Below are 24,490 nucleotides of genomic sequence, written 5' to 3'. Positions count from 1 at the left end.
AGAATTTGGGTAGTGATAATTTGCGCCGCTAGATGTTGTGGGAGCACTCTTTTGACGTCTCACCGCAAAAGCGCCATGATCCGACGGGTGTGCGGACGGGCGCGATGTTCGAAAAGGTACACACCTTGCCATGTTCCAAGCGTCATTCGACCATTCAAAACAGGAATTGTGAGCGTTGTGGGCAGGAGCGCGGATTTGATATGCGCGGGCATATCGTCCGGCCCCTCGTAGGTATGGGTGAGATAGGCCATGGACGGATCGGTGGTCGGCGGCACCAAGCGGTGGAAAAACGCGGCGAGATCGGTTTGCACCTCCGGATCGGCGTTTTCCTGAATGACGAGCGAGGCGGAGGTGTGTTGCACCATCACGGTGAGGGCGGCCTCTATGAGCCCCTCCCCCGCGACCCAGCGCGCCAGATCGGTGGTGAATTCATAGAGACCGGGGCCATGCGTCGCGATTTCGAAGATATGGTGGCTCATTCGCACTGCTCCTGCCACTGGCTGTCGTCGAAATTCCAACAATAGCCCGCCGCCTCATAAGCATCCGAAAAAGAAAACGGAGTGTAGGTCACGGTGCCGGGCAAGCACTCCAGCCGGGCCAGGTGTTCTTCTCCCCGCTCGACCAGAATGCCGCCGGTGATCTCATGCGCTTCGGTCATGCGGTCAAAATTCCCCCAGATGCGATAGGTCACATCGGCGTTTTGAAACTCCAAATCCTCCCAAATCGAGCGACCGACCCCGTTCCAAGGCGTCACCGCAATCTCGTCATATGTGCGCGTCAAGAACAGCTCGGGTTTGGTCTTCGGGCGCCCGAAGACATAGGACACGCCATCCTCAAATGTGCGCAGCGTGACCTCTTTGCCATTGTCGAACTGACAGTGGAACAGATGCTCGTCTTCAGCTTTCGCCAAGTGCGGGAGGGCCATCAGGGCGCAGCTAATCAAAATAGAAAATTGTGCTTTCATAGGCGCAGTTTAACGCGGCGCGCCCGATCTGGAAACGGGAAAGCGGGCTTCCCGCACAGGCGGCATCACTCGACGACACAGCGCACGGTCGGTCCCGCCTGCGCCGCCGTCAAAGACGCGCTTTGCACGGTGGCCTGTTCGACCGGGGCAAAGAAAACCTGCTCCAAAGTGGAGATACAGCGGTCGAGATCTTCGGCAGGGACCTTGATCAAGACCGGTTCAGGATTGAGGTGCTCTTCGCTCAAAGGCACATAGGGAGAGGCCATCGCAGCCCCCGCAAGGGCAGCACAGATCAGGGCGAGAATTTTGGTCGTCTTGGTCATGTGTTTCTCTCATCGCTGTTGCAGCTCTGAGTAAGAAACGCCTGAAAAGTTAATTGAGTTTCATCTCCGGCCAAAATTCCTGTGGATAAGGCCCCTTTCCTCGGGGCCTTGCCTGAAATTTCAGCGCGTGTCGAACTGCGTCCTTGCGGCTTCGACCTGGGGCATCATGCGCTCTGCCCAGGCGATCATATGGTGCAGCGGGTCAAGGAAAGACTGCCCCATATCCGTGAGACTATAGGCCACCGAGGGCGGTTTCGTGTCGAAGACTTCACGCGCGACCAACCCGTCGCGTTCGAGATCGCGCAGAGACTGCGTCAGCATGCGTTTGGAAATATCCGGCAGCGCGCGACCCAGCGCGTTGAACCGCTGCGGACCGTTTTCCAGCTCAAGCAAAATCAACGAGGTCCATTTCGCCGCCACGTGATCCAGCACCTGCCGCACAGGGCAGTTCTGGAAATCGAATCCCATCGCCTTCCATTCTTCGAGGCGGCTCAGCTGCATATCCCGCATGACGAGGTTCCCTTCATGTGACCTGGGACCGAAAACCTGCCTCCTTTTCAAAGGCGATTTTGGTCTCTAAACGAGACTTATATTCGAAACGATCCCAAAAGGAAAGATCATGACAACCTATCTCGTCACCGGCGCTTCCGGTCAACTCGGTCACCTCGTCGTCGATCACCTCGCGACCCTTGTCGCCAAAGACGACATCCTCGCTCTCGTCCGCTCCGACAAAGCCGCCGAGGCCTATGCCGCCAAAGGCATCGCCACCCGTCGCGGCGATTACACCGACAAGGCCGGGCTCGAAGCCGCTTTTGCCGGCGTCGACCGCTTGCTGCTGATCTCCTCATCCGAGGTCGGCCAGCGTGCCCCCCAGCACGGCAATGTCATCAAAGCCGCCAAAGCCGCAGGCGTCACATTCATCGCCTACACCTCGATCCTGCACGCCGACACGGGCAACATGGCGCTGGCCGAAGAGCACATCGCGACCGAAGCCATGCTGAAAGACAGCAGCATCCCGCACACCCTGCTGCGCAACGGTTGGTATTCCGAAAACATCACCATGACCCTGGGCCAAGACCTTGAATTGGGTCAGCATTTCGGTGCCGCGCAGGACGGCAAACTCGCCACCGCGACACGTAAGGACTACGCCGAAGCCGCCGCCATCGTGCTGGCGGGCGGTCATGACGGCGAAGTTCTCGAACTTGCTGGCGACGAGGCCTACACGCTGAGCGACTATGCCGCCACCGTGACCGAGCTTTCGGGCAAAGAGGTCAAATACACCGACATGCCCGAAACTGCCTTCTCCGAAGCGCTCATCGGCGCGGGGCTGCCCGGTCCCTTCGCCGCGATCCTTGCGGATTCGGACGCGAAAGCCGCCAAAGGCGCGCTGTTTGACGACAGCCACACGCTGTCCAAGCTGATCGGTCACCCGACCGAGCCGATCGCCGAGACGGTCAAAGCCGCGCTCGCTTAAACTTCAAGGCCTAATCATTCTGGCCTAAACCCCCTCGCGGCGCGGAGCTGATTGTCAGCCGCGCCGCGAACCGCGCCAGACGGCTTTACTCCAACGCAAAGGGCTCCGCGATCCAGGCGTGCTCTGGGCGCATGTCGCCCAGAAACCGCTCTCGCCACTGTTTCGAGAGGCCATCAGACTGCTTCTGCGTCCGTTCGGACGGCTGCGGCTGGGCCTTGCTTTCCGGGTCGAGAAAATCGCGAATCTCGGCCAGTTTTGCCTCAGGCGCCGCGATCAAAGAGGCGTAATCCAATCGCAAAACCTCGCCCTCATGATTGGCCAGATAGGCGGCCCAGGCAAGGTTTTGTGATCTTAGATTCTCCGCCGCCTTCACGATCTTGCCGTAGCGAAACACTGCATCGCTTTGAGCCTTCGCACCGCTGATCCACTGGCCGGTCTGGTTGGCTTTCTCCAAAGAAATCGCCTGCCCCAAGAGGTCGCCACGGTAGATATGGATCACGCGCTCGATGGTGCCGAGCGGCGCGAGCCTGTCGGTGCCGATGTGGGGGCTGAATTGGCTCCAATGCGCCTTGATCCCGAACCGCCCGTTGGGGCTTGTGCGGTGGCGGAGGATGTCCCGCAAAAGCCCCGGCAGGCGCTGATCCCCGAACCGGTCTTTCCAGCCTTTGAAATTGCCCTTGTTGAGATATTCGAGCGGCACGCCGAAACCGCCCATCGCGCTCAGCGCGTGGCCCAGATAGTGACTGCCGCAGCGGGGCGTCGAGGCGATCAGATAGGTCTTGGGGGCGCCCTCGAAGAGCGGCAGGTCCATCTCGGGCGAGAACTGGTCGGGATAGGCGAAGGCCTGGTTGACGGACGCGTTTTGGGCCGTGTCAGTCAAAGATGCGCACCCCCATCTGGTCGATAAACATCTGCGCTTTATGAAGGCTGGCCATCCGCGCATCGTCTTCGCCGCCCATCGTGTCGGCGCGGATCATATGGTGGGTCTTGGTCTCGCCATCGATGTCCTTTTCGATCCGAGCGGCGACTCGGTAGCCGTTCGCCTCCTTGATCGGCTCGGGGAAAATGCGGAACTCATCGCCGTAAAGTTCAGGCTTTGCGTCCTCTTTCGACGCGCTTTGCGCATCGGATGGACCACCAGATTTGCCGCCGAAAAGTTTGGAGAAAATGGACATTTGGGCCTCCTGTTTGGGAGGTATTTTGCGACTCATGAGGCCGAAGTGCAAGCCGCGCATCGCCTGACCGGGGGCTGGCGATGGAACGCTTGAACGGCGCACTTTATCCCTGCCAAATCCGTCGGACTTAAAATCGACGCGCGGCGCTCAGAAATCGCCAGACCGCTGGACGGGTCATGCCGGAGGCATGCTTTCAGCATGACCGATGCGCGGCAGCCTACGGCCTTGTTCCGCGTTGCGCATTCAAGCTCCAAGAGACATCACTCTATTTTATGGGCGGACTTTTTAAAAACGCCCCATGTCGTGCCCCTTCCAACAATCGCAATGTTATCTCCCGGAGATAAATTCGACTGAAATGCTTCCTGCGTACCACACAGTCTGTCAAGAAAGATCGGCATGCCTTCGAACTCGATTGGCCTTCGGCACTTACTGTCACCCGGACTGTTCGCCCGTTCGACAACATATGTGATGGCAGTTTGATCACCAAATAGGATCCCCGCCGAGACAGGAACTCCGAATATTGTCGATAGCAAAGCCAAGTACAGCATCAAAAAGCCATAATTTCGCGGATGCCAAATCCTCTCCGCCGCAACTCGAGAAAACCAAATTCCAAAAAAATATCCATAGAGAAATGACACACCAAGAATTGGTAAGACAAATGGCTTTATAAAGTTGTACCACTCCTCACTCACAATGAATGCATTCATAATAAGAAGAAAACTGCACCCTAACCCGCCCAGCAATAGAGCGATAAATGGGATACGAATACAAAAGGTCCAAAAGAGCCAGTTTCGTCGGCTCTCATATGCCCACGCTTTTGCCGACGCATTAGCGCGTTTGCCGAGTTCTGCCGCGTCTTTAGTCTTCAATACATGAACCGTCCTAAAAAAAGAGCGGCACTTTCGCGCCGCTCTGAAAAATTTGATCACTGATCCAAGAACGACCGCAGCTTCCGCGACCGCGAGGGGTGCTTCAGCTTCCGCAAAGCCTTTGCCTCGATTTGGCGGATCCGTTCGCGGGTCACGGAGAACTGTTGACCCACCTCTTCGAGCGTGTGGTCGGTGTTCATCCCGATCCCGAAGCGCATCCGCAGCACGCGTTCTTCGCGGGGCGTGAGCGAGGCCAGCACGCGGGTGGTGGTCTCTTTGAGGTTCTCCTGGATGGCCGCGTCGAGGGGCAGAACCGCGTTCTTGTCCTCGATGAAATCGCCAAGCTGGCTGTCTTCCTCGTCGCCGATCGGCGTCTCCAGAGAGATCGGTTCCTTGGCGATTTTCATCACCTTGCGGACCTTCTCCAACGGCATTTGCAGCTTTTCGGCCAATTCTTCCGGCGTCGGTTCGCGACCGATTTCGTGCAGCATCTGACGACCGGTCCGCACCAGCTTGTTGATCGTTTCGATCATATGCACCGGGATACGAATGGTGCGGGCCTGATCCGCGATAGACCGCGTGATCGCCTGACGGATCCACCAGGTCGCATAGGTCGAGAATTTATAGCCGCGACGGTATTCGAACTTGTCGACCGCCTTCATTAGACCGATGTTGCCTTCCTGAATGAGATCAAGGAATTGCAACCCGCGGTTGGTGTATTTCTTGGCAATCGAGATCACCAGACGCAGGTTGGCCTCGACCATTTCCTTCTTGGCCTGACGGGCCTCTTTTTCGCCTTTTTGCACCTGTTGCACGATGCGGCGGAATTCAGAAATATCGACGCCGACATATTGCCCGACCATGGCCATTTCGCCGCGCAACTCTTCGACCTTGTCGGTGTGACGTTCGATGAACATTTGCCACCCACGACCCGACTTCTCGGCCATCCGGTCGAGCCAGTTCGGGTCAAGTTCCGCACCGCGATATTCCTCAATGAATTCGCGACGGTTGATCCGCGCCTGGTCAGCGAGTTTCACCATGCTCGAGTCGATGGTCATGATGCGCTTGTTGATGCCGTAAAGCTGGTCGATCAGCGCTTCGATCCGGTTGTTGTGGAGGTGCAGCGAGTTCACCAGCACCACGATCTCGGAGCGGAGCTGTTGATATTGCGCCTCTTCGGCCTCGGAGAAGGAGCCATCCTCATTGAGCGTGGCCGACATCCGCAGGTCCTGCATCTCGGAGAGATGAGCGAAATCCTCGGAAATCCGGGCCAGCGTTTCGAGAACCTGAGGCTTCAGCGCCGCTTCCATCGCAGCGAGCGACATGTTGGCCTGTTCGTCCTCATCCTCGTCGTCGTCATCCGTGGAGATCGGATTGCCGTCGGCGTCGTATTCCTGTTCTTTCTCTTTGGTCTCTCCAGCCCCGGTTTCGGCGTTCAGACCGCCGACCACGGATTCTTCTTCGTCCTCATCGACGCCGCCGCCAAAGGTGGCTTCGAGGTCGATGACGTCGCGCAGGAGAATGTCCTCGGACAAAAGTTCGTCGTGCCAGATGGTGATCGCCTGGAAGGTCAGCGGGCTTTCGCAAAGCCCGGCAATCATCGTGTTGCGACCCGCCTCGATGCGTTTCGCAATCGCAATCTCGCCTTCGCGCGACAACAATTCGACAGAGCCCATCTCGCGCAGGTACATCCGAACCGGATCGTCCGTGCGGTCGAGTTTTTCGGTTTCGGACGAGGCCAGCGTAACCTCACGCGAGGTGTTCGCCGTCACAAGTTCGCCGCCTTTGGACGCATTCTCGTCCTCTTCGGCCTCTTCATCCTCGATGATGTTGATGCCCATCTCGGAGAGCATCGACATCACGTCTTCGATCTGTTCCGAGCTGACCTGCTCCGGCGGAAGGACTTTATTGAGCTGATCGTAGGTGATGTAGCCCTTTTCGCGCGCCTCGCCGATCATCTTCTTGACCGCGGCCTGGCTCACGTCGAGCATCACGTCCTGGTCCTGATCCTCGGTCTTGGCGTCGTCATTGTCCTTAGCGGCCATGCGGCTCTCCCCTCATCAATCCTGTGGTCTTTACGGGTTTCCCCCCCGGAGACCAGATGGTGCGATTTTGCCCGAATCGCTGCGGACATCTCACTGTCCGGCTGATTTCACGAATCATGTCATGCGAATCGGCGATTCGCCACCCGAATACCCATATTTCCTTAACCAAGCTTGCACCAGAGGCCCACGTACGTTGCTTTTACGCATCGTTTGGGGAACTAGTGCCACGCCGACACAGGTCAAACCGGACCTCTGCCCGTTTCCTGAGCGACATGTGCATTCCACGGTCTCTTGGGCATCCTACTTCTGGCGCCCTATTTCTGCCGGCCGGGCGCAATCCGGTCCAACAGGGCCCGAAACGCGTCGCGTTCATCCCGCGACAGTTCAAGCCCGTTCTCGGCTGTGTCGAATTCGGTTTTATCTTCGGCCTCCGCCTTTGTCGCCCGGTTGCGGGCCTCGGCGGCCTGTCTGAGCCGCCAAGTCACTTTCTCGTCTTCTGCCGCCAAGAGATCGGCCAACCCCTCGTCCAGCTCGGTTTTATAGCCGCGCCGGGCCTTGAGTTTGGCCAGCTCTTCCGTGAGGCACATCTGCGCGATCTCGCGATCGGGCCGCCGCACGGGGGGCGTGATCTGCACATGGGGATGCGACAGCAACCGATCAAGGGGGCCGCGACCGACATCCATCGCAACTTTCTCGCGCAGCTCCGCCGCCTCCTCGACATCGGCGTGGATCAGGAGCGCATGCAGGAGTGCTGCGTGCTCTTCGGTGCGGGGCTGGAGGGATTCAAGTTGTGACAAGAATTCAAGCGCCATGCCGGGGTTGCACAGAAGCACGGCGAGCACCACGGCCTCACGCATCAGATCGGCCTGCGCGTCGTCTCCCGAGACGATGAGCGAGGCTTTGAGGCCTTCGGTCGGCACGGCGGGACCTTTGAACCGCCCTCCGAATTTGCCCTTCGCGGCGGGTGTCCAAGGCCGACGCTCGCCGCCGCCCGCAGAAGACCCGCCCTCACTGCGTTTTCCGCGAAACAGCTCGAACCGCATGTCTTTGAGGATCTCGCCATAGTGGCCTTTGATCGACGGGTCGGCGATGGGCCGGATCGCGTCACGCAGGCTTTTGTCCAATGCGGCACGGCGTTCGGGACTGTCGAAGACTTTGCCCTCCGTCTCGCGGCGCCACAAAAGCGCGACCATCGGCAAAGCGCCGTCGAGCACGTCCTGCATCGCCTCGCGCCCCTTGGCCTTGATCAACTCGTCAGGGTCCTGACCCTCGGGCAGAATGGCAAACCGCAGCCCCTTGCCGGATTGCAGCAAGGGCATCGCCAGATCGATCAGACGAAACGCGGCGCGCAGCCCCGCCTTGTCGCCATCGAGCGCGATCACCGGCTCGTCGGACATCCGCCACATGAGCTGCAATTGCCGGTCGGTGATGGCGGTGCCCAGAGGCGCCACGGTGGCCTCGAACCCGGCTTCGGCCATGGCGATCACGTCCATGTAGCCCTCGGCGACAACCAATGTCTGGCCTTTGCCACAGCCCGCGCGGGCGTCCTTATGGTTATAGAGCGCCGCGCCCTTGTCGAACAAAAGCCGCTCCGGGCCGTTCAGGTATTTCGCCCGCGCGTTCGGGTCCATGGCGCGGCCGCCAAAGGAGATCAGCCGTCCGCGCGCGTCACGGATCGGGAAAGTGATCCGGTCCCGGAAAAAGTCATACGGCTCGCGCCCGTCGTCAGGTTTCGCGACCACGCCCGCTTCGATGGCCAGCTCGGTGGAAATGCCTTGTTCTTTGAGGGCCCGCAAAAGCGTATTGCCCGAGGGCGCAAAGCCGATTTCAAAGCGTTCACGGGTCTCGGGCCGCATGCCGCGTTTGTCGAGATAGGCCCGCGCCTGCGCGCCCCCTTGTTGCGACAGGTTCAGCCGGAAAAACCGGTTCGCCGCCTCGTTGACCTTGGCCAATTCCGCGCGTTTGTCGGATTTCTCCTGGGCTTTCGGATCGCCTTTGGGCACCGGCATGCCGGCCTCTTGGGCGAGAATCTCGATGGCCTCCATGAAGCCGACATTCTCGGTCTCGCGCACAAAGGTGATGGCGTCGCCTTTGGCGTGGCAGCCGAAGCAATAATAATAGCCGTCCTTGTCGTTGACGTGGAAGGAGGCGGATTTTTCCTGATGGAACGGGCACGGCGCCCACATGTCGCCTTTGCCGGGGTTCGATTTGCGGCTGTCCCACATGACTTTGCGGCCGACCACATCGGTCAGTGACAGGCGGTTGCGCAGCTCATCCAAGAATCCCGGGGGTAACGACATGAGGGCAAGTATTCTCCGAAATCAGGACGAGGTCCAGAGGGGTAAGGGGCGCGACGTCTGCAGGTTGGAACGCTCAACCCGAATCGCATTGCGGCAGGTCCGTGGCTGAACTGTGGCGCAATAAAGGCCAATCGCGGCAAAACCAAGGCGGCCTTTCCGTCGCCTCCGACGGGTGTTGCGATTTGCGCCGGTTTGGGCGGGGCGTGAGCGGCGAATGTGACCATTTCAAGGCCGGGCTTTTCTGAACTTTACGACTGGTAAAGAGCCGGTCAAACTTAGCCCCGTGTGAGGTGTGTATGCACGGGAAAACCCGGCCGCATCAAAGCACGTACTGGGGAATTGGGGGCACCACTCGTATAAAGAGACGGTGTCATGTTGGGTAAGGTTGAAAGCCGCGAAGCGGGACTTCATCTGTTAAAATCGGGCCGCGGGATGACCCTCGCGTCCGAACATCGTGTGAGCTCCGGGCGTCCGAAGGCGCTTGCGGGCCTTTGGCGTTTGCGCCGGGATTTTGCACGCGACGAGCATGGCTCCTTCGCGATCTTCGGCATGTTCACCTTTGTGATCATCCTGTTGCTGGCCGGGATCGGCATCGACATCGTGCGCCATGAAGCGTTGCGCACGGAGTTACAGAACACGCTGGACCGCGCCGTTCTGGCCGCCACAAACCTGGAAAACACCAACGCTCCCAAAGACGTCATCATCGACTATTTCGCCAAGGCGGGCCTGAGCCAATATCTCAACGAGGACGATATCAAGATCGTGCCTCTGGGCGACGGCCGTCAGGTCAGCGCCACGGTCGAGGCCTCGGTGCCCACCTATTTCATGAAATTTGCCGCCATCGACGAGCTCGAACTTGCCAGCCACAGCATGGCGGAACAGGGCCTTTCGGGGCTTGAGGTCTCGATGGTGCTCGACGTCTCCGGCTCGATGAACAGCTACAGCCGTCTGACCAACCTCAAATCCGCCGCGCGTGACTTTACCGACACCGTGTTCGAAAATGCCGGCAGCGATGAAGTGTCGTTTTCCGTCGTCCCCTATGCCACGCAGGTGAACGCGGGCGCGGGCATTCTGTCCAAGCTCAACCTGTCGAATGCGCATACCAAATCCCACTGCATCAACTTCGAGGAAGACGATTTTTCCATGCTCGGCCTGCAATATGCCGATGCCGAGGGCACGATCCGTTATTACGACCAAACCATGGATTTCGACGCGTTCAACAACAACTGGAACGATCTGGACATGGCCTTGCAGGACCCAACCTGTGCGCCGGCCAACTCGCGTGAGATCCTGCCGTTCTCCAACAACCAGACCCAGATCAAGAATTACATCTCGGCGCTCTCGGCCTATGGCAACACCTCGATCGATCTGGGCATGAAATGGGGCGTCGCCCTTTTGGACACCTCGGCACAGTCGGTCTCCGGCTCCGAACATCCTGCCGATGCCTCCGAGGCGCAGAAGTTCATCGTGGTGATGACCGACGGCTCGCACACCAGCCAATATTTCATGCCCGATCCCTACCGCGACGACGATGAACACACCGGCGTCTACAAGGACAAGAACGGCTATGTCTATGTCAGCGCGGATCGAAGATCCTGCAATTACTACAATTGCTGGACCTCGAAATATTACACGAAAATCCAGAATAAAAGCGTCTCGAACAGCCTGCCTTATTCTTTGGGCTCTGGCGACATCTGGGAAATGACCTGGTCGGAAGTCTGGTCCAAGATGACCGTCTACAACCACGCCTACGCCCGCTACCTCGCGGCGAACAACAGCAACGTCTACTACAACTGGCGCGACGCGACGCGCAAAAGCTACGGCACCTCCACCAAGGACAATCGCCTGTTGGACATTTGCTCCAAGGCGAAAGAAGCCGGGATCATCATCTTCGCCATCGGGTTCGAAGCCCCGACCGCCGGTCAGAACGTCATGCGCAGCTGCGCCTCCTCGGACGCGCATTATTACGATGTGGACGGGATGGAGATTGCCGAGGCCTTCTCTGCGATCGCCACCAAGATCACCGAGCTGAGGTTGGTTCAATGAGCATTCTGTCGAAACTGCGCCGTCTCAGCCGTCGTCACACCAAAGACGAGGACGGCATCGCCACCGTCGAATTCGTGCTGGTGTTCCCGGCCTTCATGTTCCTGATGATGGGCGGCTATGAGATCGGCTATTATTCCGTGACGGGCGCCATGCTGGACCGCGGGCTCGATCTGGCGGTGCGCGATGTGCGTTTGGGCAATATGCCCTCCGTGACGCTCACGCGGCTCAAATCGGCGACCTGCGAATATGCCCGTTACGTGCGCAAATGCGAGGAGAACATCCACATCGCGCTGGAACCCGTCGATGCGCGAAACTTTGTGCGCCCCGATGCCATCGCGGCCTGTATCGACCGCTCGCAGAATGTGACACCGAACACGACCTTCTCGGACGGTGGCGAAAACGAGCTGATGCTGGTCCGTGCCTGCGTCAACGTCGATCCGATTTTCCCGACCACCTGGCTGGGCGCCGCCATGCAGCGCTCCGAAGGGTCGGGCTATGCGCTGGTCTCGACCGCCGGTTTCGTCAACGAGCCGAACAGTTAAGGGGCCGATCATGACACTTCCGAACCCAAAGCAGATTTTGCGCAAACTGACCAAGGCCTTTCATCGCGACGAGGCCGGCTCGATGTCCCTGGAGGCCATGTTCATGGCCCCCTTCCTGATTTTCCTGCTGATGTTCATCTATACGTTCTTTGCCGCCTTCGAGGCCAAGACCAAGGCGAACAAGGCGAATTACACGATCTCGGATTACATCTCGCGTCAGACCGATACGATTGATGCGAATTTCCTCGACGGGTTGGGAGAGCTTTACAAGTTCCTCAACAACGAAGGCGACATCTCCATGCGTGTCTCTGCCGTGCAATTCGTGATCGACGAGGATGAGAACGAATATTACGAAATGGTCTGGTCCTACGGCATCGGCGACTACAGCGCGCTGAGTGGCGATGGCGTGAGTGTCCTCGAACCCCGCCTGCCGCTCATGGCCGACGGCGAAGAGGTCGTTGTGGTCGAAACCCTGCGTCCCTGGATGCCTTTGTTCCGGGTCGGGATGGCCGAGATGGAATTCGCCGATATTGTCACGACGAAACCGCGCTTCGCCTCACAGGTGGTCTTTGATGACGGCTCCACAGAGGTCAACGACGCCGAACATCAGGACTCGGATGACAGCGACGTCGATGCCTCGGGCAATTCAACGGGGACAAACACCTCCGGCTGGTATTGGTGGAACTAAAGCGTCCTCACCGCATCTAAAACCGCAGGAACGCCTGCCTCATATGTACCTGTCTATGTGTGACGAGAGGTCCCTCTCCATCCGGTCAGTCTATCCGACCGAGACCGCCGATCCGGGCCGCGATCACATCGGCCATGGCCTTGCCCTGCCCCGCAGGTGTGACGCCGCCGACACCGATCCGCTTGCCAAATCGCCACCACAGCCCCGGCGCCCAGACCCGGGCAGCGGGGGCGTTCAACCGGATGACAAACCCGTTCGAGGGTTTGAACGCAAAGGTGCCGCGCTCGACCCGCGCAATCTCGTCCAACCGGCAGAGCACCCGCCCGCGCGTTCCGTCGGGCGCCTCTTCGACCAGCGCCTCTTCGGTCAACACCAGCCGCCGCGCGGTGGCTTGCCACAGCCGCAAAGCCACCCAGAATACACCCGCGGCCATCGCCAAAAGCATCACGAGCCAGCCCGCGCCAAGCCCCTCCGGCCCCAACGCCACCCGCAAGAGCAAAACGCCCAGCACCACCAGCATGCCAACGGCGGTCACCCGCCGCATCGGTGATGGGGTCACATTCAGATCGGTCGTCTTCAGTTCGGTCACGGGCACTCTCCTGGCGGTCCTCTGCTCAAAAGGCTTTAGCCCGCTGCGCGGAAAAGGGAAAGGCAAAGGCGGATTGTCCGCATGCGCCGCGCGGGCTAGAACGGGGGCACTGATTTAGGAATCTCTCATGCCGCATCTCCGTGCCATGCCTTCTCTGCTGACAACTGGCCTCATGACAACAGCTCTGATCCTCGGTCTCTCGGCCTGTGCGGATCGCCCCGATCTGTCGGGCCGCGTGGCCCCCGTGGAGTCGACGCTTGCCTGGCCGAGCCTCTTGGACACCACGGCTCTGGCGCAAAGCGCGACCGATGCGACGGCGGCGGAAGACAGCCAAACTCAGGCACAAAGCCTTGAGGCCCGCGCGGCCGCTCTGCGCTCGCGTGCCCGCCGCCTGTCGCAAACCCCGATTCTGAGCACCTCCGAGCGCCGCCTGCTTTTGTCCGCCATCGCGCGTCTCGACGCCCCTCAGTAATCGCCGCAGCGGCTCACACGGGCCTCACACGGGCCTCACAGGGGATCGGCCGCACAGCTCCCGGCACGGGCCGCAACGCCCCTGTCCAACATGAGTTGCATATGCCCCCGTTCGCCGCTATCAGAACGGTCAGTTTTCTCACCCAGCCGGAGCGTCTCATGCCCAAACCTACGTCTTCCCAAGCCCCCCTGCGTCTCGGCATTGCAGGCCTTGGCACCGTTGGCGTCGGCGTGATCAAGATCATCCAGCGCAAGGCCAATCTGATCGCCCAACGCACCGGTCGCCCTGTGGTGGTCACCGCCGTCTCCGCCCGCTCGAAAGACAAAGATCGCGGCATCGATATTTCGCATTACGCCTGGGAAGACGATCCGGTCGCTTTGGCGCTGCGCGAGGACGTGGATCTGTTCGTTGAGCTGATGGGCGGCTCCGATGGCCCGGCCAAAGCCGCGACCGAAGCCGCTCTGGCGGTTGGCAAGGATGTCGTCACCGCCAATAAGGCAATGCTCGCGCATCACGGGCAAATGCTTGCGGAAAAGGCCGAGGCCAAAGACGCCGTGCTGCGGTTTGAGGCCGCCGTGGCCGGCGGTATCCCGGTGATCAAATCGCTGACCGAGGGCTTGGCGGGCAACCGGATCGAGCGCATCGCGGGCGTGATGAACGGCACCTGCAACTACATCCTGACCCGGATGGAGAACGAGGGCCTGTCTTACGATGAGGTCTTTGAGGCCGCCAAAGCTCTGGGCTATCTCGAAGCCGATCCGACGCTGGACGTGGGCGGCATCGACGCCGGGCATAAACTGGCTTTGCTCGCCGCCATCGGCTTTGGCACGCAGGTCGATTTCGACAATATGGTGCTTGAAGGTATCGAGCGGATCACCATCGAGGACATCCGCCACGCCGCCGATATGGGCTACCGCATCAAGCTTCTGGGCGTCGCCCAGATGACCGGCCGTGGCCTTGAACAGCGCATGACTCCCTGCCTCGTGCCCGCTCTGTCGCCGCTCGGCCAGCTTGAAAACGCCACCAATATGGTCGTGCTCGAAGGCGACGAAGTGGGCCAGATCGTGCTCCGAGGTGCCGGTGCGGGCGAAGGCCCCACCGCCTCCGCCGTCATGTCCGACGTCCTGGACATCGCGCGCGGCATTCGCGTGCCGACCTTTGGCGCGCCGGCCAAAACGCTGGACAAATCCACCCCCGCCGTCGCCGCGACGCCCGCGCCTTACTATCTGCGCATGTCGCTTTTGGACAAACCCGGTGCCTTGGCGAAAATCGCCGCCGCTCTGGGGGACGCAGGTGTCTCCATCGATCGGATGCGCCAGTACGGCCAGGACGCCAATCCCGAAGTTGCGCCAGTGCTGATTGTCACCGATGCCACCTCGCGCGGCTCTCTCGATGCCGCTCTGGCGGGGATGAAAGCCACCTCCGTCTTGGCCTCCGAACCGGTCGCCATCCGCATCGAAAACGTCTGAGGGTTGGGGCCGCTGGCCCCAACCTCCCCTCTGAACGCTTCGGGGTTTGGCCTGTTCAATTGCCATGCAATTGAGGCGCAATTGTTGTAAAAATTTCATCCAGATCAGAGTGTTGGCGCAAACATCACAATGTTAGCGCCCAGAGGGACCCAGCACCCTTGCCCCGATTGGGAACATGTGGTCATGAGGAAGGACAGAACTTCCTGTCCGTCTCAAAAGGACCCCTACACTATGTCGCAAGCCCCCGCTTTTTATGATCGCATGCTGTCCCTTGGCCTCGCCCGTGTGGCGGAACAGGCCGCCATCGCCTCCGCCGATTACGTCGGCCACGGCGACGAGAAAGCCGCGGACCAGGCCGCCGTGAACGCCATGCGCGAACAGCTTAACTCTCTGGACATCCAGGGCGTCGTGGTGATCGGCGAAGGCGAACGCGACGAGGCCCCGATGCTCTACATCGGCGAAAACGTCGGCACCGGCAACGGCCCGGCGGTGGACATCGCGCTCGACCCGCTCGAAGGCACTACGCTGACCGCGAAAGACATGCCGAACGCGCTGACCGTGATCGCCATGGCACCGCGCGGCACGCTCTTGCACGCGCCAGACGTTTACATGGACAAGCTCGCCATCGGGCCGGGCTATCCGAAAGACGTCGTGTCCCTCGACATGACCCCGACCGAGCGCGTCGAAGCGCTCGCGAAAGCCAAAGGAGTTTCCCCGAAAGACATCACGCTCTGTGTGCTTGAGCGTCCCCGTCACGAAGACATGATCGCCGAGCTGCGCGCCACAGGTGCTGCGATCCGTCTGATCACCGATGGCGATGTCGCCGGTGTGATCCACTGCGCCGAGCCGAAAACCGGCATCGACATGTACATGGGCTCCGGCGGTGCGCCCGAGGGCGTTTTGGCGGCTTCCGCATTGAAATGCATGGGCGGTCAGATGTGGGGCAAGCTGTTGTTCCGCAACGATGACGAACGGGGCCGTGCCGCCAAGGCTGGCATCACCGATCTCGACAAAATCTATTCCCGCGACGAATTGGTGACCTCCGACGTGATCTTCGCCGCCACCGGCGTGACCGATGGCTCCATCGTGCCGGGGATCAAGCGCGAGCCGGGCTTCCTGACAACAGAAACCATCCTGATGCGCTCGAAAACCGGCTCCGTGCGTCACATGACCTATCGCAACCCGATCAAGTAAGCGGATCGGCCAAACGAATGGAAAGGCGGCGCTTCGGAGCCGCCTTTTTTCATTGGCAAAGCGTTTCGACTTTAACTTGATCTATCACGTAAAGTCGAAACGCCCGCTCTGCTTGGACGTTGCACTGCGTTTCTGCTCAAACCCGAATTCAGGTTTAAGCACAAACGCTTTATTTTATGCGTGATTGCAACTCTGGCGGGCTTCGGCGATACAGGGCGCATGCGTGATTTTCTCAATGTCTCCGCCTCCCTCACAGGCCGCCGCTGGCTTGGCCCCTCGGTCGAGCGCGACCGTCAGGCCGAGGCGCTGGCGCAGCAAACCGCCCTGCCCCTGCCGCTCTGTCAAACGCTGGCCCGACGCGGCGTGACAACGGAGGAGGTCGCGGGATTTCTCGATCCGAAGCTCAAAGAATTGCTGCCCGATCCATTGTCGCTCAAGGACATGGGCGTGGCGGCCACGCGGTTTCTGACGGCGGTCAAGACCCATGAGAAAATCGCCGTTTTCGCCGATTACGATGTCGATGGCGGCACCTCGGCGGCGCTGTTGATCACATGGCTGCGCCAGATGGGGCGCCCCGCGACGCTTTATATTCCCGACCGGATCGACGAGGGCTACGGGCCCAATGAGCCCGCGATGGCGGCGCTGGCCCGGGATCACGACCTGATCCTCTGCGTCGATTGTGGCACGCTCTCCCATGATGCCATCGCCGCCGCCAAAGGCGCGGATGTGGTCGTGCTCGATCACCACTTGGGCGGCGAAACCCTGCCCGATTGTGTCGCCGTGGTGAACCCGAACCGACAGGATGAGAGCGGCGATCTGGCGCATCTCTGCGCCGCCTCTGTCGTGTTTCTCATGCTCGTCGAAGCGGGTCGCCAGATGCGGGTCGAGGGCGCCAAAGGCCCCGATCTCATGGCGATGCTCGATCTCGTGGCTTTGGCCACTGTGGCCGATGTCGCGCCCCTGATCGGTGTGAACCGTGCGCTGGTGCGGCAAGGCCTCAAAGTCATGGCCCGGCGCGAGCGCATCGGGCTTCGGGCCCTCGCCGATGTGTCCCGCATGGATTCGGCGCCGACCTCCTATTCTTTGGGCTTCATGTTGGGGCCGCGGATCAACGCAGGCGGGCGGATCGGTGCGGCGGATCTCGGCGCGCGGCTCTTGTCCACCGAAGACCCGCATGAGGCGCAGGCGCTCGCTGAACGGCTTGATCAGCTCAACACCGAACGTCGCGAGGTGGAGAACGCCGTGCGCGCCGAGGCGCTGGTCCAGGCCGAAATGCGCGGGCTGGAGGCGCCGCTCGTGTGGGCCGCAGGCGACGGCTGGCATCCCGGCGTGGTCGGCATCGTCGCCTCGCGCCTGAAAGAATCCACCAACCGTCCCGCCGTCGTGATCGGTTTCGATGAGGACGGCGTCGGCAAAGGGTCCGGGCGGTCGGTGAGCGGCGTCGATCTCGGCGCCTCGATCCAGCGGCTGGCCGCCGAGGGGCTGTTGGTCAAAGGCGGCGGGCATAAGATGGCGGCGGGTCTGACCGTGATGCGCGACCAGTTGGAGCCCGCGATGGAACGGCTGGCCGAGCTTTTGGCGAAACAGGGCGCAGGCGATCTTGGACCTTCGGATTTGAAACTCGACGGCATGCTCATGCCCGCCGCCGCCACGCCCGATCTGATCGCACAGCTCGAGGCGGCTGGCCCCTATGGTGCCTCGGCCCCTGCCCCACGCTTTGCCTTCCCCGACTGCGCCATTCACTTCGCCCGCCGCGTCGGTGAAAGCCATCTCAAGGTGACCTTCTCCGCCGGTGTCGGCCCGCGTCTCGACGCGATCAGCTTTGGCGCTTTCGATGGACCTCTGGGCCCTGCGCTCGAACGCCACGGCGGAGCGCGGTTCCATCTGGCGGGACGTCTGGAGATCAACACTTGGGGTGGCCGGCAATCGGTGCAACTGCGTCTCGAAGATGCCGCGGAGGCGTAAGAAGGCCGCCGTCTCCCGCACCGTTTTGCACCCTGTCACAAGTTTTTCAAAAAACGCGACCCAAAGGCAAAATACCCCTTGCGCCCCCCGCCGGGATTTCATAGATACGCGCTCACACCAAGCGCGGTCCGTTCGTCTATCGGTTAGGACGCCAGGTTTTCAACCTGGAAAGAGGGGTTCGATTCCCCTACGGACTGCCACTTTCACCTGACAATCAAAGTGCAATCCCGATCGCCGATGCAGCGCCTCTGCGCGCGACTGTTTCCACGCGACACGCAGGCGCTTTGAACCGCTCTGGGCGGTTCAAATCCGGAAAATCGGCTGCAGCAGACGCGGCATAAAGGAATTGAAGCGCAAAGGCGCATCGGTGGCCGCGAGGCAGATACAGGGCGGGCCAGCATCGGCAATCGGGGTGTGCTCCAGCTCCTGATCGGCCAATTCGACATCGCCGACACCGAACCAACCGGTCTCGTCGCTGAAACTGCCCTGAAGCACCAGCGTCATTTCCAAACCGTTGTGCCCGTGATCCGGCACGGCCTGCCCCGGTGGAATGTAGAGGAGCCGCACCGACCCTTCGGCATTGCCCGACAGGATGCATTGGCGCACGCCGAGGCCCAGCGATTTCCACTTGGGCGCACGACCTTTCAAGGCCGCCATGATCGGTCCGGGGTAGACGCCGGAACGTTTGTGAACCGGCTCATCCGCCACGGGGGCGTCCAATAGCGCCATCACATCGGATTTCAGCGCCTCAGACACATCTGCCTCGCAAGTGGTCTCAAGCACCGCGCCGCCCAGCGCCTGATGCGCCTCATAGCTCGCACGACACTCCAGACACATCGACAGATGCGTGGCCACAACCAAAGCATAGGGCTCCCGCAAGGACCCTGTCGTATAGGCCGCCATCAGGGCGTCCGGGATATGATGCGTGATCTCAGTCATCTGACCGCATGTCCTTCAATTCATGGCGCAATCTTTCAAGGCCCAGACGGATCCGGGATTTGATCGTGCCAAGCGGCAGGCCGGTCTGGGATTTGATCTCCTGATGGGTCAATTCGCCCAGATAGGCCTTCTCTATCATCTCGCGCTGGTCCGGTTTCAACCGACCGAGCGCCTGTCTCAATTCACTCGCTTCCTGTTCAAGGCCGACGATCTGACTGGCGTCAGGCGCGCTGCCCTGGTCCTCGTAAAGCTCTTCAGGTACGGGGCGGTTCTCTTTTCGGATCACATCGATCTGCCGATTCCGCGCAATTTGGTAAATCCAGCCCGACACCTGTGCGCGGCCCGGATCGAACAGCGCCGCCTTGCGCCAGACCGTCAGCATGACCTCTTGCACGATCTCTTCGGCCTGACCGCTGCCCGTGCCAGAGCGCATGATAAAGCCTTTGAGACGGGGCGCGAAGTGGTCGAAGAGGGACACGAACGCCGCCTTGTCCCGCTGATCGCGCACGGCCAACATCCAGAGTGTTTCCTGCGAAAACCCGGCCCTTGCAGAGGCCGTGGCGGAACTGTCTGGATCGGGCGAGGTCACTTCTGTCATGGTCGTACGCGCCCTTTCCTTGCGCCCGTCCGAGAATGTCGCCGGAGGGGGGCGCTGGTGATCCCTGCGAGAGGCCGCGGGATGATCTGTGCTTGCGATCAACATAGTCTTTTTACGCGCTCGAAAGAAAGCCGGATCATTTTTGATCCATTTTTTGATCTGTTTTTTTCGGGCGCTCGTAATCCCTTCAAAACAAGCGGCAAACCAGAGCGGAGTCCCCGATGTCATTCGATGCCTTTCCTTTCGAGCCTCAGCGTACCAATCCAGGTGCTGCGCGTGTCGCCATCATCGGCGGGGGCATCTCGGGGCTGGCGGCAGCCTATCTATTGGCGCCGACCCATGCGGTGACGCTGTTCGAGGCCGCGCCGCGGCTGGGTGGGCACGCGCGGACAGTCATGGCGGGGCTGAACGGCGATCAGCCGGTCGACACCGGCTTCATCGTGTTCAACTACGCCAATTACCCGCATCTGACGCGCATGTTCATGGACCTCGACGTGCCGGTGATCAAAAGCGATATGAGCTTTGGCGCCAGCATCGATCAGGGGCGCATCGAATATGGCCTCAATGACCTGACGGCGCTCACCGCCCAGAAACGCAACCTCGCGCGGCCCGGTTTTGCCCGCATGATCCGCGACATCCTGCGCTTTAATGCCTCTGCCGAAGAGCTTGCCAAAGACGACACGCTGACCATCGGCGCGTTGATGGATGAGCTGCGCTTGGGCGACTGGTTTCAACGCTTTTATCTGACGCCTTTGTCGGGCGCGATCTGGTCGACGCCGCCGGATCAAATCCGCGCCTTTCCGGCCCACGCGCTCGTGCAATTCTTCCGCAACCACGCGCTATTGAGCACCTCCGGCCAGCATCAATGGTGGACCGTCGAGGGCGGCAGCCAATCCTATGTCTCGCGCCTTGAGCATCACCTGCGTGGGCAAGGTGTGGCGCTTCGTCCCGGCACGCCGGTCGAGGGCGTCACCCGGTTCGGCACGCAGAGTCTTGTGCACAGTGCGGCAGGGCCATTGGAACCTTTCGATCATGTGATTTTCGCCTGCCATTCCGATCAGGCCTTGCGACTTTTGGAGCGCCCGACGCGGGCGGAACAGGCGACACTGTCGGCGATGCGGTTTCAAGACAACGAGGTGATCCTGCACCGCGACACCGCGCAAATGCCGATGCGCAAAAAGGTCTGGTCGAGCTGGGTCTACAAGGCCGACACGACGAAGCCTGAGACGGCGATCGGCGTCACCTATTGGATGAACAGGCTGCAAAACATCCCTGAGAGTGATCCGCTCTTTGTCTCCTTGAACCCCTCAGAGCCCGTGCGCGACGAGATGATTTACGACCAGACGACGTTTCGGCATCCGGTCTTTGACGGTCCGGCCCTTGCGGCGCAAAAACGCCTCGCCGAGATGCAGGGCGAACACAACACCTGGTTTGCCGGGGCTTACACCCGGCACGGCTTTCACGAAGACGGCTTTGCCAGTGCGGTGCGGATCAAACGCCTGTTGGAAAGCCGCATGAACCGCGATCTGGAGCGCGCGCTGGTATGAGCATTGCGCATCACATCCCGGCCGTAACCATGCACAAACGCCGAGGCGCCGTGCGTCACGGGTTTCGCTACGGCGTGGATTACGTGTTGATCGAGCCGGAGGCGGAGCAACCGACGCCGGCCTTGTTTTCGCGCAATCGATTCAACCTGTTTTCCGTGCATGACATCGATCATGGCGGACCGCTTAAACAGGGACGCGGCGCGGTTTGGGCGCGCGAGGTCATGGCGGATCATGGCCTTACGGATCCTGATCTTAAGCTCTATCTGCTGACCCAGCCGCGTTTCTTTCACTATGTGTTCAACCCGGTGAGCTTTTGGCTGATTTACCGCGGGCAGGACCTGATTGCCGTGATCGCGGAGGTCTCGACCCCCTTCGGCGACCGGCATTCCTACTTTTGCAACGACGGCAATTTCGCCCCCATCACGGTGAAAACGCGTCTGGAAAAACCGAAAGCCCTGCATGTCTCCCCCTTCCAAGAGATCAAGGGCGGCTATGAGTTCGGCTTTGGCATTTTGGAGGATCAAATCGCCATCCGCATTCTGCATCGCAACGGCGAGGACGGCGTGGTGGCGACACTCTCCGGCCCGCGCCAGCCGATGACCAATCTGGGCTTTGTCAAAGCCGCGTTCCGCCGACCGCTGGGCGCGCTGCGCACGATCATCCTGATCTATTGGCAAGCCCTGCGCCTGAAACTCAAGGGTGCGACCTATCGCACCCGCCCGACACCGCCCGAACAGGAGGTCAGCTGATGTTGTTCCTTACCAACCGCGTGAAACGCGATTTTCTAGAGACCTGCGCCCAAATCAACGTGGGCAGCCTGCGCCTCCATACGCCCGAAGGCGAGATTTTCGACTTTGGCACCGGTGCCCCCGCTGCCGAGATGCAGATTTACGACTGGTCCGTGGTGACGGCCATTGCCGCGCGGGGCGACATCGGTCTGGGAGAAACCTATGTGGCGGGGCTTTGGGATACGAGTTCGGTGCAGGATCTGACGGAGATGGCGCTGCGCAACCTCGACCAGTTTCGCGGCTATGCCTATGCGGGCTTTTGGAACATGTTGAAATACCGTGTGGTGAACCGTCTGATGCGCGCCAATTCACCGCGCGGCGCGGCCCGCAACATTCGCGCGCATTACGACGTCGGCAATGAGTTTTACCAGCTTTGGCTCGACGACAGCATGACCTATTCCTCGGCGCTTTTTGCGGGTGAATCGAGTGATCTCGCGACCGCTCAAGCGCAGAAATACGACCGTATTCTCAACCGCTTGAAGGGCGAGCGCGTGCTGGAGATCGGCTGCGGCTGGGGCGGCTTTGCCGAACGCGCCGCCGAGGCCGGGCACCATGTCACGGGGCTCACGATTTCGCCCAGCCAAAAAGGCTATGCCGACGCACGCCTCGATGGACGGGCCGACATTCGTCTTCAGGATTATCGCAAAACCCAAGGGAAGTTCGATCATATCGTCTCAATCGAGATGATCGAAGCGGTGGGTGAGACCTACTGGCCGACCTATTTCGCGACCCTCAAAGCCCGTCTCAATGAGGGCGGACGCGCCATGGTCCAGGCCATAACCGTGCCCGACGACTATTTCGCGACCTATCGCAAAAGCGCCGATTACATTCGTCAGCACACCTTTCCTGGCGGCATGTTGCTCAGCGACCGGGTGATCCGGGAGCAGGCCGCAAGGGCTGGTCTCAAGGTCACGGATCACTTTGCCTTCGGTGCGGATTACGCCCGCACCTGCGCACTTTGGGACCAACGTTTGTCGGCACAAAGCCCGCGCGTGAAACGTCTCGGCTATGGCGAGGATTTTCTGCGCAGTTGGCGATTCTACCTCGGCATTTGCGCCGCCTCTTTTTCCGTGGGGCAGACCGACGTTGTACAGGTGGAGCTGCGCCATGCCTGATGCCCCTGAACGCATATGGATCATCGGTGCCTCCGACGGCATCGGCGCGAAGCTGGCCGAGGCCTATGCGGCCGAGGGCGCGCATCTCATTCTCTCAGCGCGCTCCGAGGACAAGCTGACCGCCATGACCGACAGGCTCGGGTCGGATCATCGCGCCGTCTCCCTGGATGTGAGTGATCGGCAAAGCCTTGAGGCGGCGGCAAAAAAGATCGCCGCCACAGGCCCGCTCGACCGCATCATCCATCTCGCCGCGCTCTATGATCCCGGCAAAATCAAGGATTTGGACCCGGAGCGCGCGGCTCAGCTTGTCTCGGTCAACCTCATGGGCAGCTTCCACATCGCCCAGATCGCGCCGCCCTTGTTGCGGGCGGGCGGACAACTGGCGCTTTGTGGATCGGTCGCAGGTTATATCGGCCTGCCGCAAGGGCAGATTTACTCGGCCACCAAGGCCGGGGTGATCAATCTCGTCGAAAGCCTGCGCGCGGAGTTGAGCGATCAGATCGATGTGCGTCTGATCAGTCCCGGTTTCGTCGACACGCGGCTCACCGCGCAAAACAATTTCGAGATGCCCGCCGTGATCCCGCCTGAGCGCGCTGCGGAACGCATTCTCAAGGGCCTCAATTCGCGGCGCTTCGAAGTGCATTTCCCCTATCGACTGACGCTCGCCCTCAAGCTGATGCGCGCGTTGCCCTATTGGGCGTCCCTGCCGCTGACCCGCCGCTTGGTGCAGTAACCCTCATTCGAGAAACTTTCAAAGGAGCACGCCATGAAACTCGCGATCCTATATGTCTCAACCGCCCTGATCTTCTTCGTCGTGGACGCCATCGGGTTGCGCCTGTTGATCAAACCGGTGTTCGAGCGCCATATCGGTCATCTGTTTGCAGATCCCTTCCGCGTGGGCCCCGCCGCGCTGTTCTATCTGGGCTATGTCGCGGGCGTGTTGTGGTTCGTGTCCTGGCCCGCACTTCGGGACAATGATCCTGTCATGGCGCTGATCGGTGGCGTGTTTTTGGGGCTTCTGGCCTACGGCACCTATGAATTCACCAATTACGCCACGCTCAAGGACTGGTCCGTGCAACAGGTGCTGACCGACACGATCTGGGGCGGGTTTTTGACCGGAATGGCCGCATGGGCCGGCGTCCTGATCACGCGACATTTTGCTTAGAGGATGCAAAAGAGACGCGCATCGCATGACAGGCGCAATCCAGACCGAAAGGCCCGAACACGAAGCTTAAAGGGGGGGGAAGTGGCAGTCCGTAGGGGAATCGAACCCCTCTTTCCAGGTTGAAAACCTGGCGTCCTAACCGATAGACGAACGGACCGCGCTTGGTGTGAGCGCGTATCTATGAAATCCCGACGCGGCGCGCAAGAGGGATTCTCAAGAGAAA

General features: G+C 60.5%; 25 protein-coding genes and 2 tRNA genes. 14 read left to right on the top strand and 13 right to left on the bottom strand.

What is annotated here, in order from left to right:
- Nucleotides 1-59: 59 nt before the first annotated feature.
- The 4 genes from HCZ23_RS01955 to HCZ23_RS01940 all read right to left on the bottom strand — a co-directional run bounded on the left by HCZ23_RS01955 (nucleotide 60) and on the right by HCZ23_RS01940 (nucleotide 1,797).
- A complete protein-coding gene (locus HCZ23_RS01955) occupies nucleotides 60-479 on the bottom strand; it encodes a secondary thiamine-phosphate synthase enzyme YjbQ (protein ID WP_167600003.1) in 420 nt (139 codons plus the stop codon).
- The gene (locus HCZ23_RS01950; protein ID WP_167600002.1) at nucleotides 476-925 is read right to left on the bottom strand and encodes a hypothetical protein; all 450 of its coding nucleotides are present in this window, start codon (nucleotides 923-925) and stop codon (nucleotides 476-478) included. Before HCZ23_RS01950 ends, HCZ23_RS01955 begins: the two co-directional genes overlap by 4 nt.
- 104 nt (nucleotides 926-1,029) lie before the next feature.
- A complete protein-coding gene (locus HCZ23_RS01945) occupies nucleotides 1,030-1,287 on the bottom strand; it encodes a hypothetical protein (RefSeq protein ID WP_167600001.1) in 258 nt (85 codons plus the stop codon).
- Between the two features lie 120 nt (nucleotides 1,288-1,407).
- The gene (locus HCZ23_RS01940) at nucleotides 1,408-1,797 is read right to left on the bottom strand and encodes a helix-turn-helix domain-containing protein (RefSeq protein WP_167600000.1); all 390 of its coding nucleotides are present in this window, start codon (nucleotides 1,795-1,797) and stop codon (nucleotides 1,408-1,410) included.
- A gap of 109 nt (nucleotides 1,798-1,906) precedes the next feature.
- Between HCZ23_RS01940 and HCZ23_RS01935 the strand changes: the two genes are divergently transcribed.
- Nucleotides 1,907-2,761 carry an SDR family oxidoreductase gene (locus HCZ23_RS01935; RefSeq protein WP_167599999.1) on the top strand — a complete coding sequence of 285 codons (855 nt, stop codon included), beginning with the start codon at nucleotides 1,907-1,909 and terminating at the stop codon, nucleotides 2,759-2,761.
- Nucleotides 2,762-2,846: 85 nt separating this feature from the next.
- Here the strand turns inward: HCZ23_RS01935 and HCZ23_RS01930 are convergent, their stop codons facing one another.
- The 5 genes from HCZ23_RS01930 to dnaG form a co-directional block, all read right to left on the bottom strand.
- Complete coding sequence (locus tag HCZ23_RS01930) at nucleotides 2,847-3,641, bottom strand: Stf0 family sulfotransferase (protein ID WP_167599998.1); 795 nt, start codon at nucleotides 3,639-3,641, stop codon at nucleotides 2,847-2,849.
- A complete protein-coding gene (locus HCZ23_RS01925; RefSeq protein WP_167599997.1) occupies nucleotides 3,634-3,936 on the bottom strand; it encodes an HlyU family transcriptional regulator in 303 nt (100 codons plus the stop codon). Before HCZ23_RS01925 ends, HCZ23_RS01930 begins: the two co-directional genes overlap by 8 nt.
- A gap of 260 nt (nucleotides 3,937-4,196) precedes the next feature.
- Nucleotides 4,197-4,865 (bottom strand): hypothetical protein, encoded by a 669-nt coding sequence (locus HCZ23_RS01920; RefSeq protein WP_217703097.1) that lies wholly within the window; start codon nucleotides 4,863-4,865, stop codon nucleotides 4,197-4,199.
- Nucleotides 4,862-6,850 (bottom strand): RNA polymerase sigma factor RpoD, encoded by a 1,989-nt coding sequence (gene rpoD / locus HCZ23_RS01915; protein ID WP_167599995.1) that lies wholly within the window; start codon nucleotides 6,848-6,850, stop codon nucleotides 4,862-4,864. The genes HCZ23_RS01920 and rpoD overlap by 4 nt, the downstream gene beginning before the upstream one ends.
- 314 nt (nucleotides 6,851-7,164) lie before the next feature.
- Entirely contained in the window at nucleotides 7,165-9,150 is a 1,986-nt protein-coding gene (dnaG, locus tag HCZ23_RS01910; protein ID WP_167599994.1) for a DNA primase, read from the bottom strand.
- Nucleotides 9,151-9,522: 372 nt separating this feature from the next.
- Here dnaG and HCZ23_RS01905 point away from each other — a divergent pair, with 372 nt between their 5' ends.
- Genes HCZ23_RS01905 through HCZ23_RS01895 form a run of 3 tightly spaced genes read left to right on the top strand, consistent with a single transcriptional unit; the run spans nucleotide 9,523 to nucleotide 12,426 of the window.
- Nucleotides 9,523-11,196, top strand: coding sequence for a TadE/TadG family type IV pilus assembly protein (locus tag HCZ23_RS01905; protein ID WP_167599993.1), 1,674 nt, complete (start codon nucleotides 9,523-9,525; stop codon nucleotides 11,194-11,196).
- Nucleotides 11,193-11,738: a TadE/TadG family type IV pilus assembly protein gene (locus tag HCZ23_RS01900; RefSeq protein ID WP_167599992.1), complete on the top strand. Its 546-nt coding sequence runs from the start codon at nucleotides 11,193-11,195 to the stop codon at nucleotides 11,736-11,738. The genes HCZ23_RS01905 and HCZ23_RS01900 overlap by 4 nt, the downstream gene beginning before the upstream one ends.
- Before the next feature lie 10 nt (nucleotides 11,739-11,748).
- Nucleotides 11,749-12,426 carry a TadE/TadG family type IV pilus assembly protein gene (locus HCZ23_RS01895; protein ID WP_167599991.1) on the top strand — a complete coding sequence of 226 codons (678 nt, stop codon included), beginning with the start codon at nucleotides 11,749-11,751 and terminating at the stop codon, nucleotides 12,424-12,426.
- A gap of 85 nt (nucleotides 12,427-12,511) precedes the next feature.
- On the opposite strand, the gene HCZ23_RS01890 is transcribed toward HCZ23_RS01895, so the two are convergent.
- Nucleotides 12,512-13,015, bottom strand: coding sequence for a hypothetical protein (locus HCZ23_RS01890; protein WP_368487269.1), 504 nt, complete (start codon nucleotides 13,013-13,015; stop codon nucleotides 12,512-12,514).
- A 127-nt stretch (nucleotides 13,016-13,142) separates the two neighbouring features.
- Here HCZ23_RS01890 and HCZ23_RS01885 point away from each other — a divergent pair, with 127 nt between their 5' ends.
- The 5 genes from HCZ23_RS01885 to HCZ23_RS01865 all read left to right on the top strand — a co-directional run bounded on the left by HCZ23_RS01885 (nucleotide 13,143) and on the right by HCZ23_RS01865 (nucleotide 18,315).
- Nucleotides 13,143-13,487 carry a hypothetical protein gene (locus HCZ23_RS01885; RefSeq protein WP_217703096.1) on the top strand — a complete coding sequence of 115 codons (345 nt, stop codon included), beginning with the start codon at nucleotides 13,143-13,145 and terminating at the stop codon, nucleotides 13,485-13,487.
- A gap of 158 nt (nucleotides 13,488-13,645) precedes the next feature.
- Nucleotides 13,646-14,956 carry a homoserine dehydrogenase gene (locus HCZ23_RS01880; protein ID WP_167599989.1) on the top strand — a complete coding sequence of 437 codons (1,311 nt, stop codon included), beginning with the start codon at nucleotides 13,646-13,648 and terminating at the stop codon, nucleotides 14,954-14,956.
- 231 nt (nucleotides 14,957-15,187) lie between these two features.
- Complete coding sequence (gene glpX, locus HCZ23_RS01875; protein WP_167599988.1) at nucleotides 15,188-16,150, top strand: class II fructose-bisphosphatase; 963 nt, start codon at nucleotides 15,188-15,190, stop codon at nucleotides 16,148-16,150.
- 219 nt (nucleotides 16,151-16,369) lie between these two features.
- Complete coding sequence (gene recJ, locus HCZ23_RS01870) at nucleotides 16,370-18,115, top strand: single-stranded-DNA-specific exonuclease RecJ (protein WP_167599987.1); 1,746 nt, start codon at nucleotides 16,370-16,372, stop codon at nucleotides 18,113-18,115.
- Between the two features lie 125 nt (nucleotides 18,116-18,240).
- Nucleotides 18,241-18,315, top strand: a tRNA-Glu gene (locus HCZ23_RS01865).
- A 103-nt stretch (nucleotides 18,316-18,418) separates the two neighbouring features.
- Here the strand turns inward: HCZ23_RS01865 and HCZ23_RS01860 are convergent.
- Nucleotides 18,419-19,054, bottom strand: coding sequence for a ChrR family anti-sigma-E factor (locus HCZ23_RS01860; RefSeq protein WP_167599986.1), 636 nt, complete (start codon nucleotides 19,052-19,054; stop codon nucleotides 18,419-18,421).
- Complete coding sequence (locus HCZ23_RS01855; RefSeq protein WP_167600296.1) at nucleotides 19,047-19,571, bottom strand: sigma-70 family RNA polymerase sigma factor; 525 nt, start codon at nucleotides 19,569-19,571, stop codon at nucleotides 19,047-19,049. The genes HCZ23_RS01860 and HCZ23_RS01855 overlap by 8 nt, the downstream gene beginning before the upstream one ends.
- Before the next feature lie 302 nt (nucleotides 19,572-19,873).
- Here HCZ23_RS01855 and HCZ23_RS01850 point away from each other — a divergent pair, with 302 nt between their 5' ends.
- Genes HCZ23_RS01850 through HCZ23_RS01830 form a run of 5 tightly spaced genes read left to right on the top strand, consistent with a single transcriptional unit; the run spans nucleotide 19,874 to nucleotide 24,267 of the window.
- A complete protein-coding gene (locus HCZ23_RS01850) occupies nucleotides 19,874-21,199 on the top strand; it encodes an NAD(P)/FAD-dependent oxidoreductase (protein ID WP_167599985.1) in 1,326 nt (441 codons plus the stop codon).
- Nucleotides 21,196-21,948, top strand: coding sequence for a DUF1365 domain-containing protein (locus HCZ23_RS01845; protein WP_167599984.1), 753 nt, complete (start codon nucleotides 21,196-21,198; stop codon nucleotides 21,946-21,948). Before HCZ23_RS01850 ends, HCZ23_RS01845 begins: the two co-directional genes overlap by 4 nt.
- On the top strand, nucleotides 21,948-23,102 hold the full coding sequence (locus HCZ23_RS01840; protein WP_167599983.1) for a cyclopropane-fatty-acyl-phospholipid synthase family protein: 1,155 nt from the start codon (nucleotides 21,948-21,950) through the stop codon (nucleotides 23,100-23,102). Before HCZ23_RS01845 ends, HCZ23_RS01840 begins: the two co-directional genes overlap by 1 nt.
- Nucleotides 23,095-23,835: an SDR family oxidoreductase gene (locus HCZ23_RS01835; RefSeq protein WP_167599982.1), complete on the top strand. Its 741-nt coding sequence runs from the start codon at nucleotides 23,095-23,097 to the stop codon at nucleotides 23,833-23,835. The genes HCZ23_RS01840 and HCZ23_RS01835 overlap by 8 nt, the downstream gene beginning before the upstream one ends.
- A gap of 33 nt (nucleotides 23,836-23,868) precedes the next feature.
- The gene (locus HCZ23_RS01830; RefSeq protein WP_167599981.1) at nucleotides 23,869-24,267 is read left to right on the top strand and encodes a DUF2177 family protein; all 399 of its coding nucleotides are present in this window, start codon (nucleotides 23,869-23,871) and stop codon (nucleotides 24,265-24,267) included.
- 82 nt (nucleotides 24,268-24,349) lie between these two features.
- Here HCZ23_RS01830 and HCZ23_RS01825 read toward each other — a convergent pair.
- Nucleotides 24,350-24,424, bottom strand: a tRNA-Glu gene (locus tag HCZ23_RS01825).
- Between the last annotated feature and the right edge of the window lie 66 nt (nucleotides 24,425-24,490).

This window comes from Celeribacter sp. HF31 (assembly GCF_011806455.1).
Taxonomy (GTDB): domain Bacteria; phylum Pseudomonadota; class Alphaproteobacteria; order Rhodobacterales; family Rhodobacteraceae; genus Celeribacter.
The sequence above is the reverse complement of the archived record's forward strand: the minus strand, read 5'-3'. Positions and strand labels throughout refer to the sequence as shown.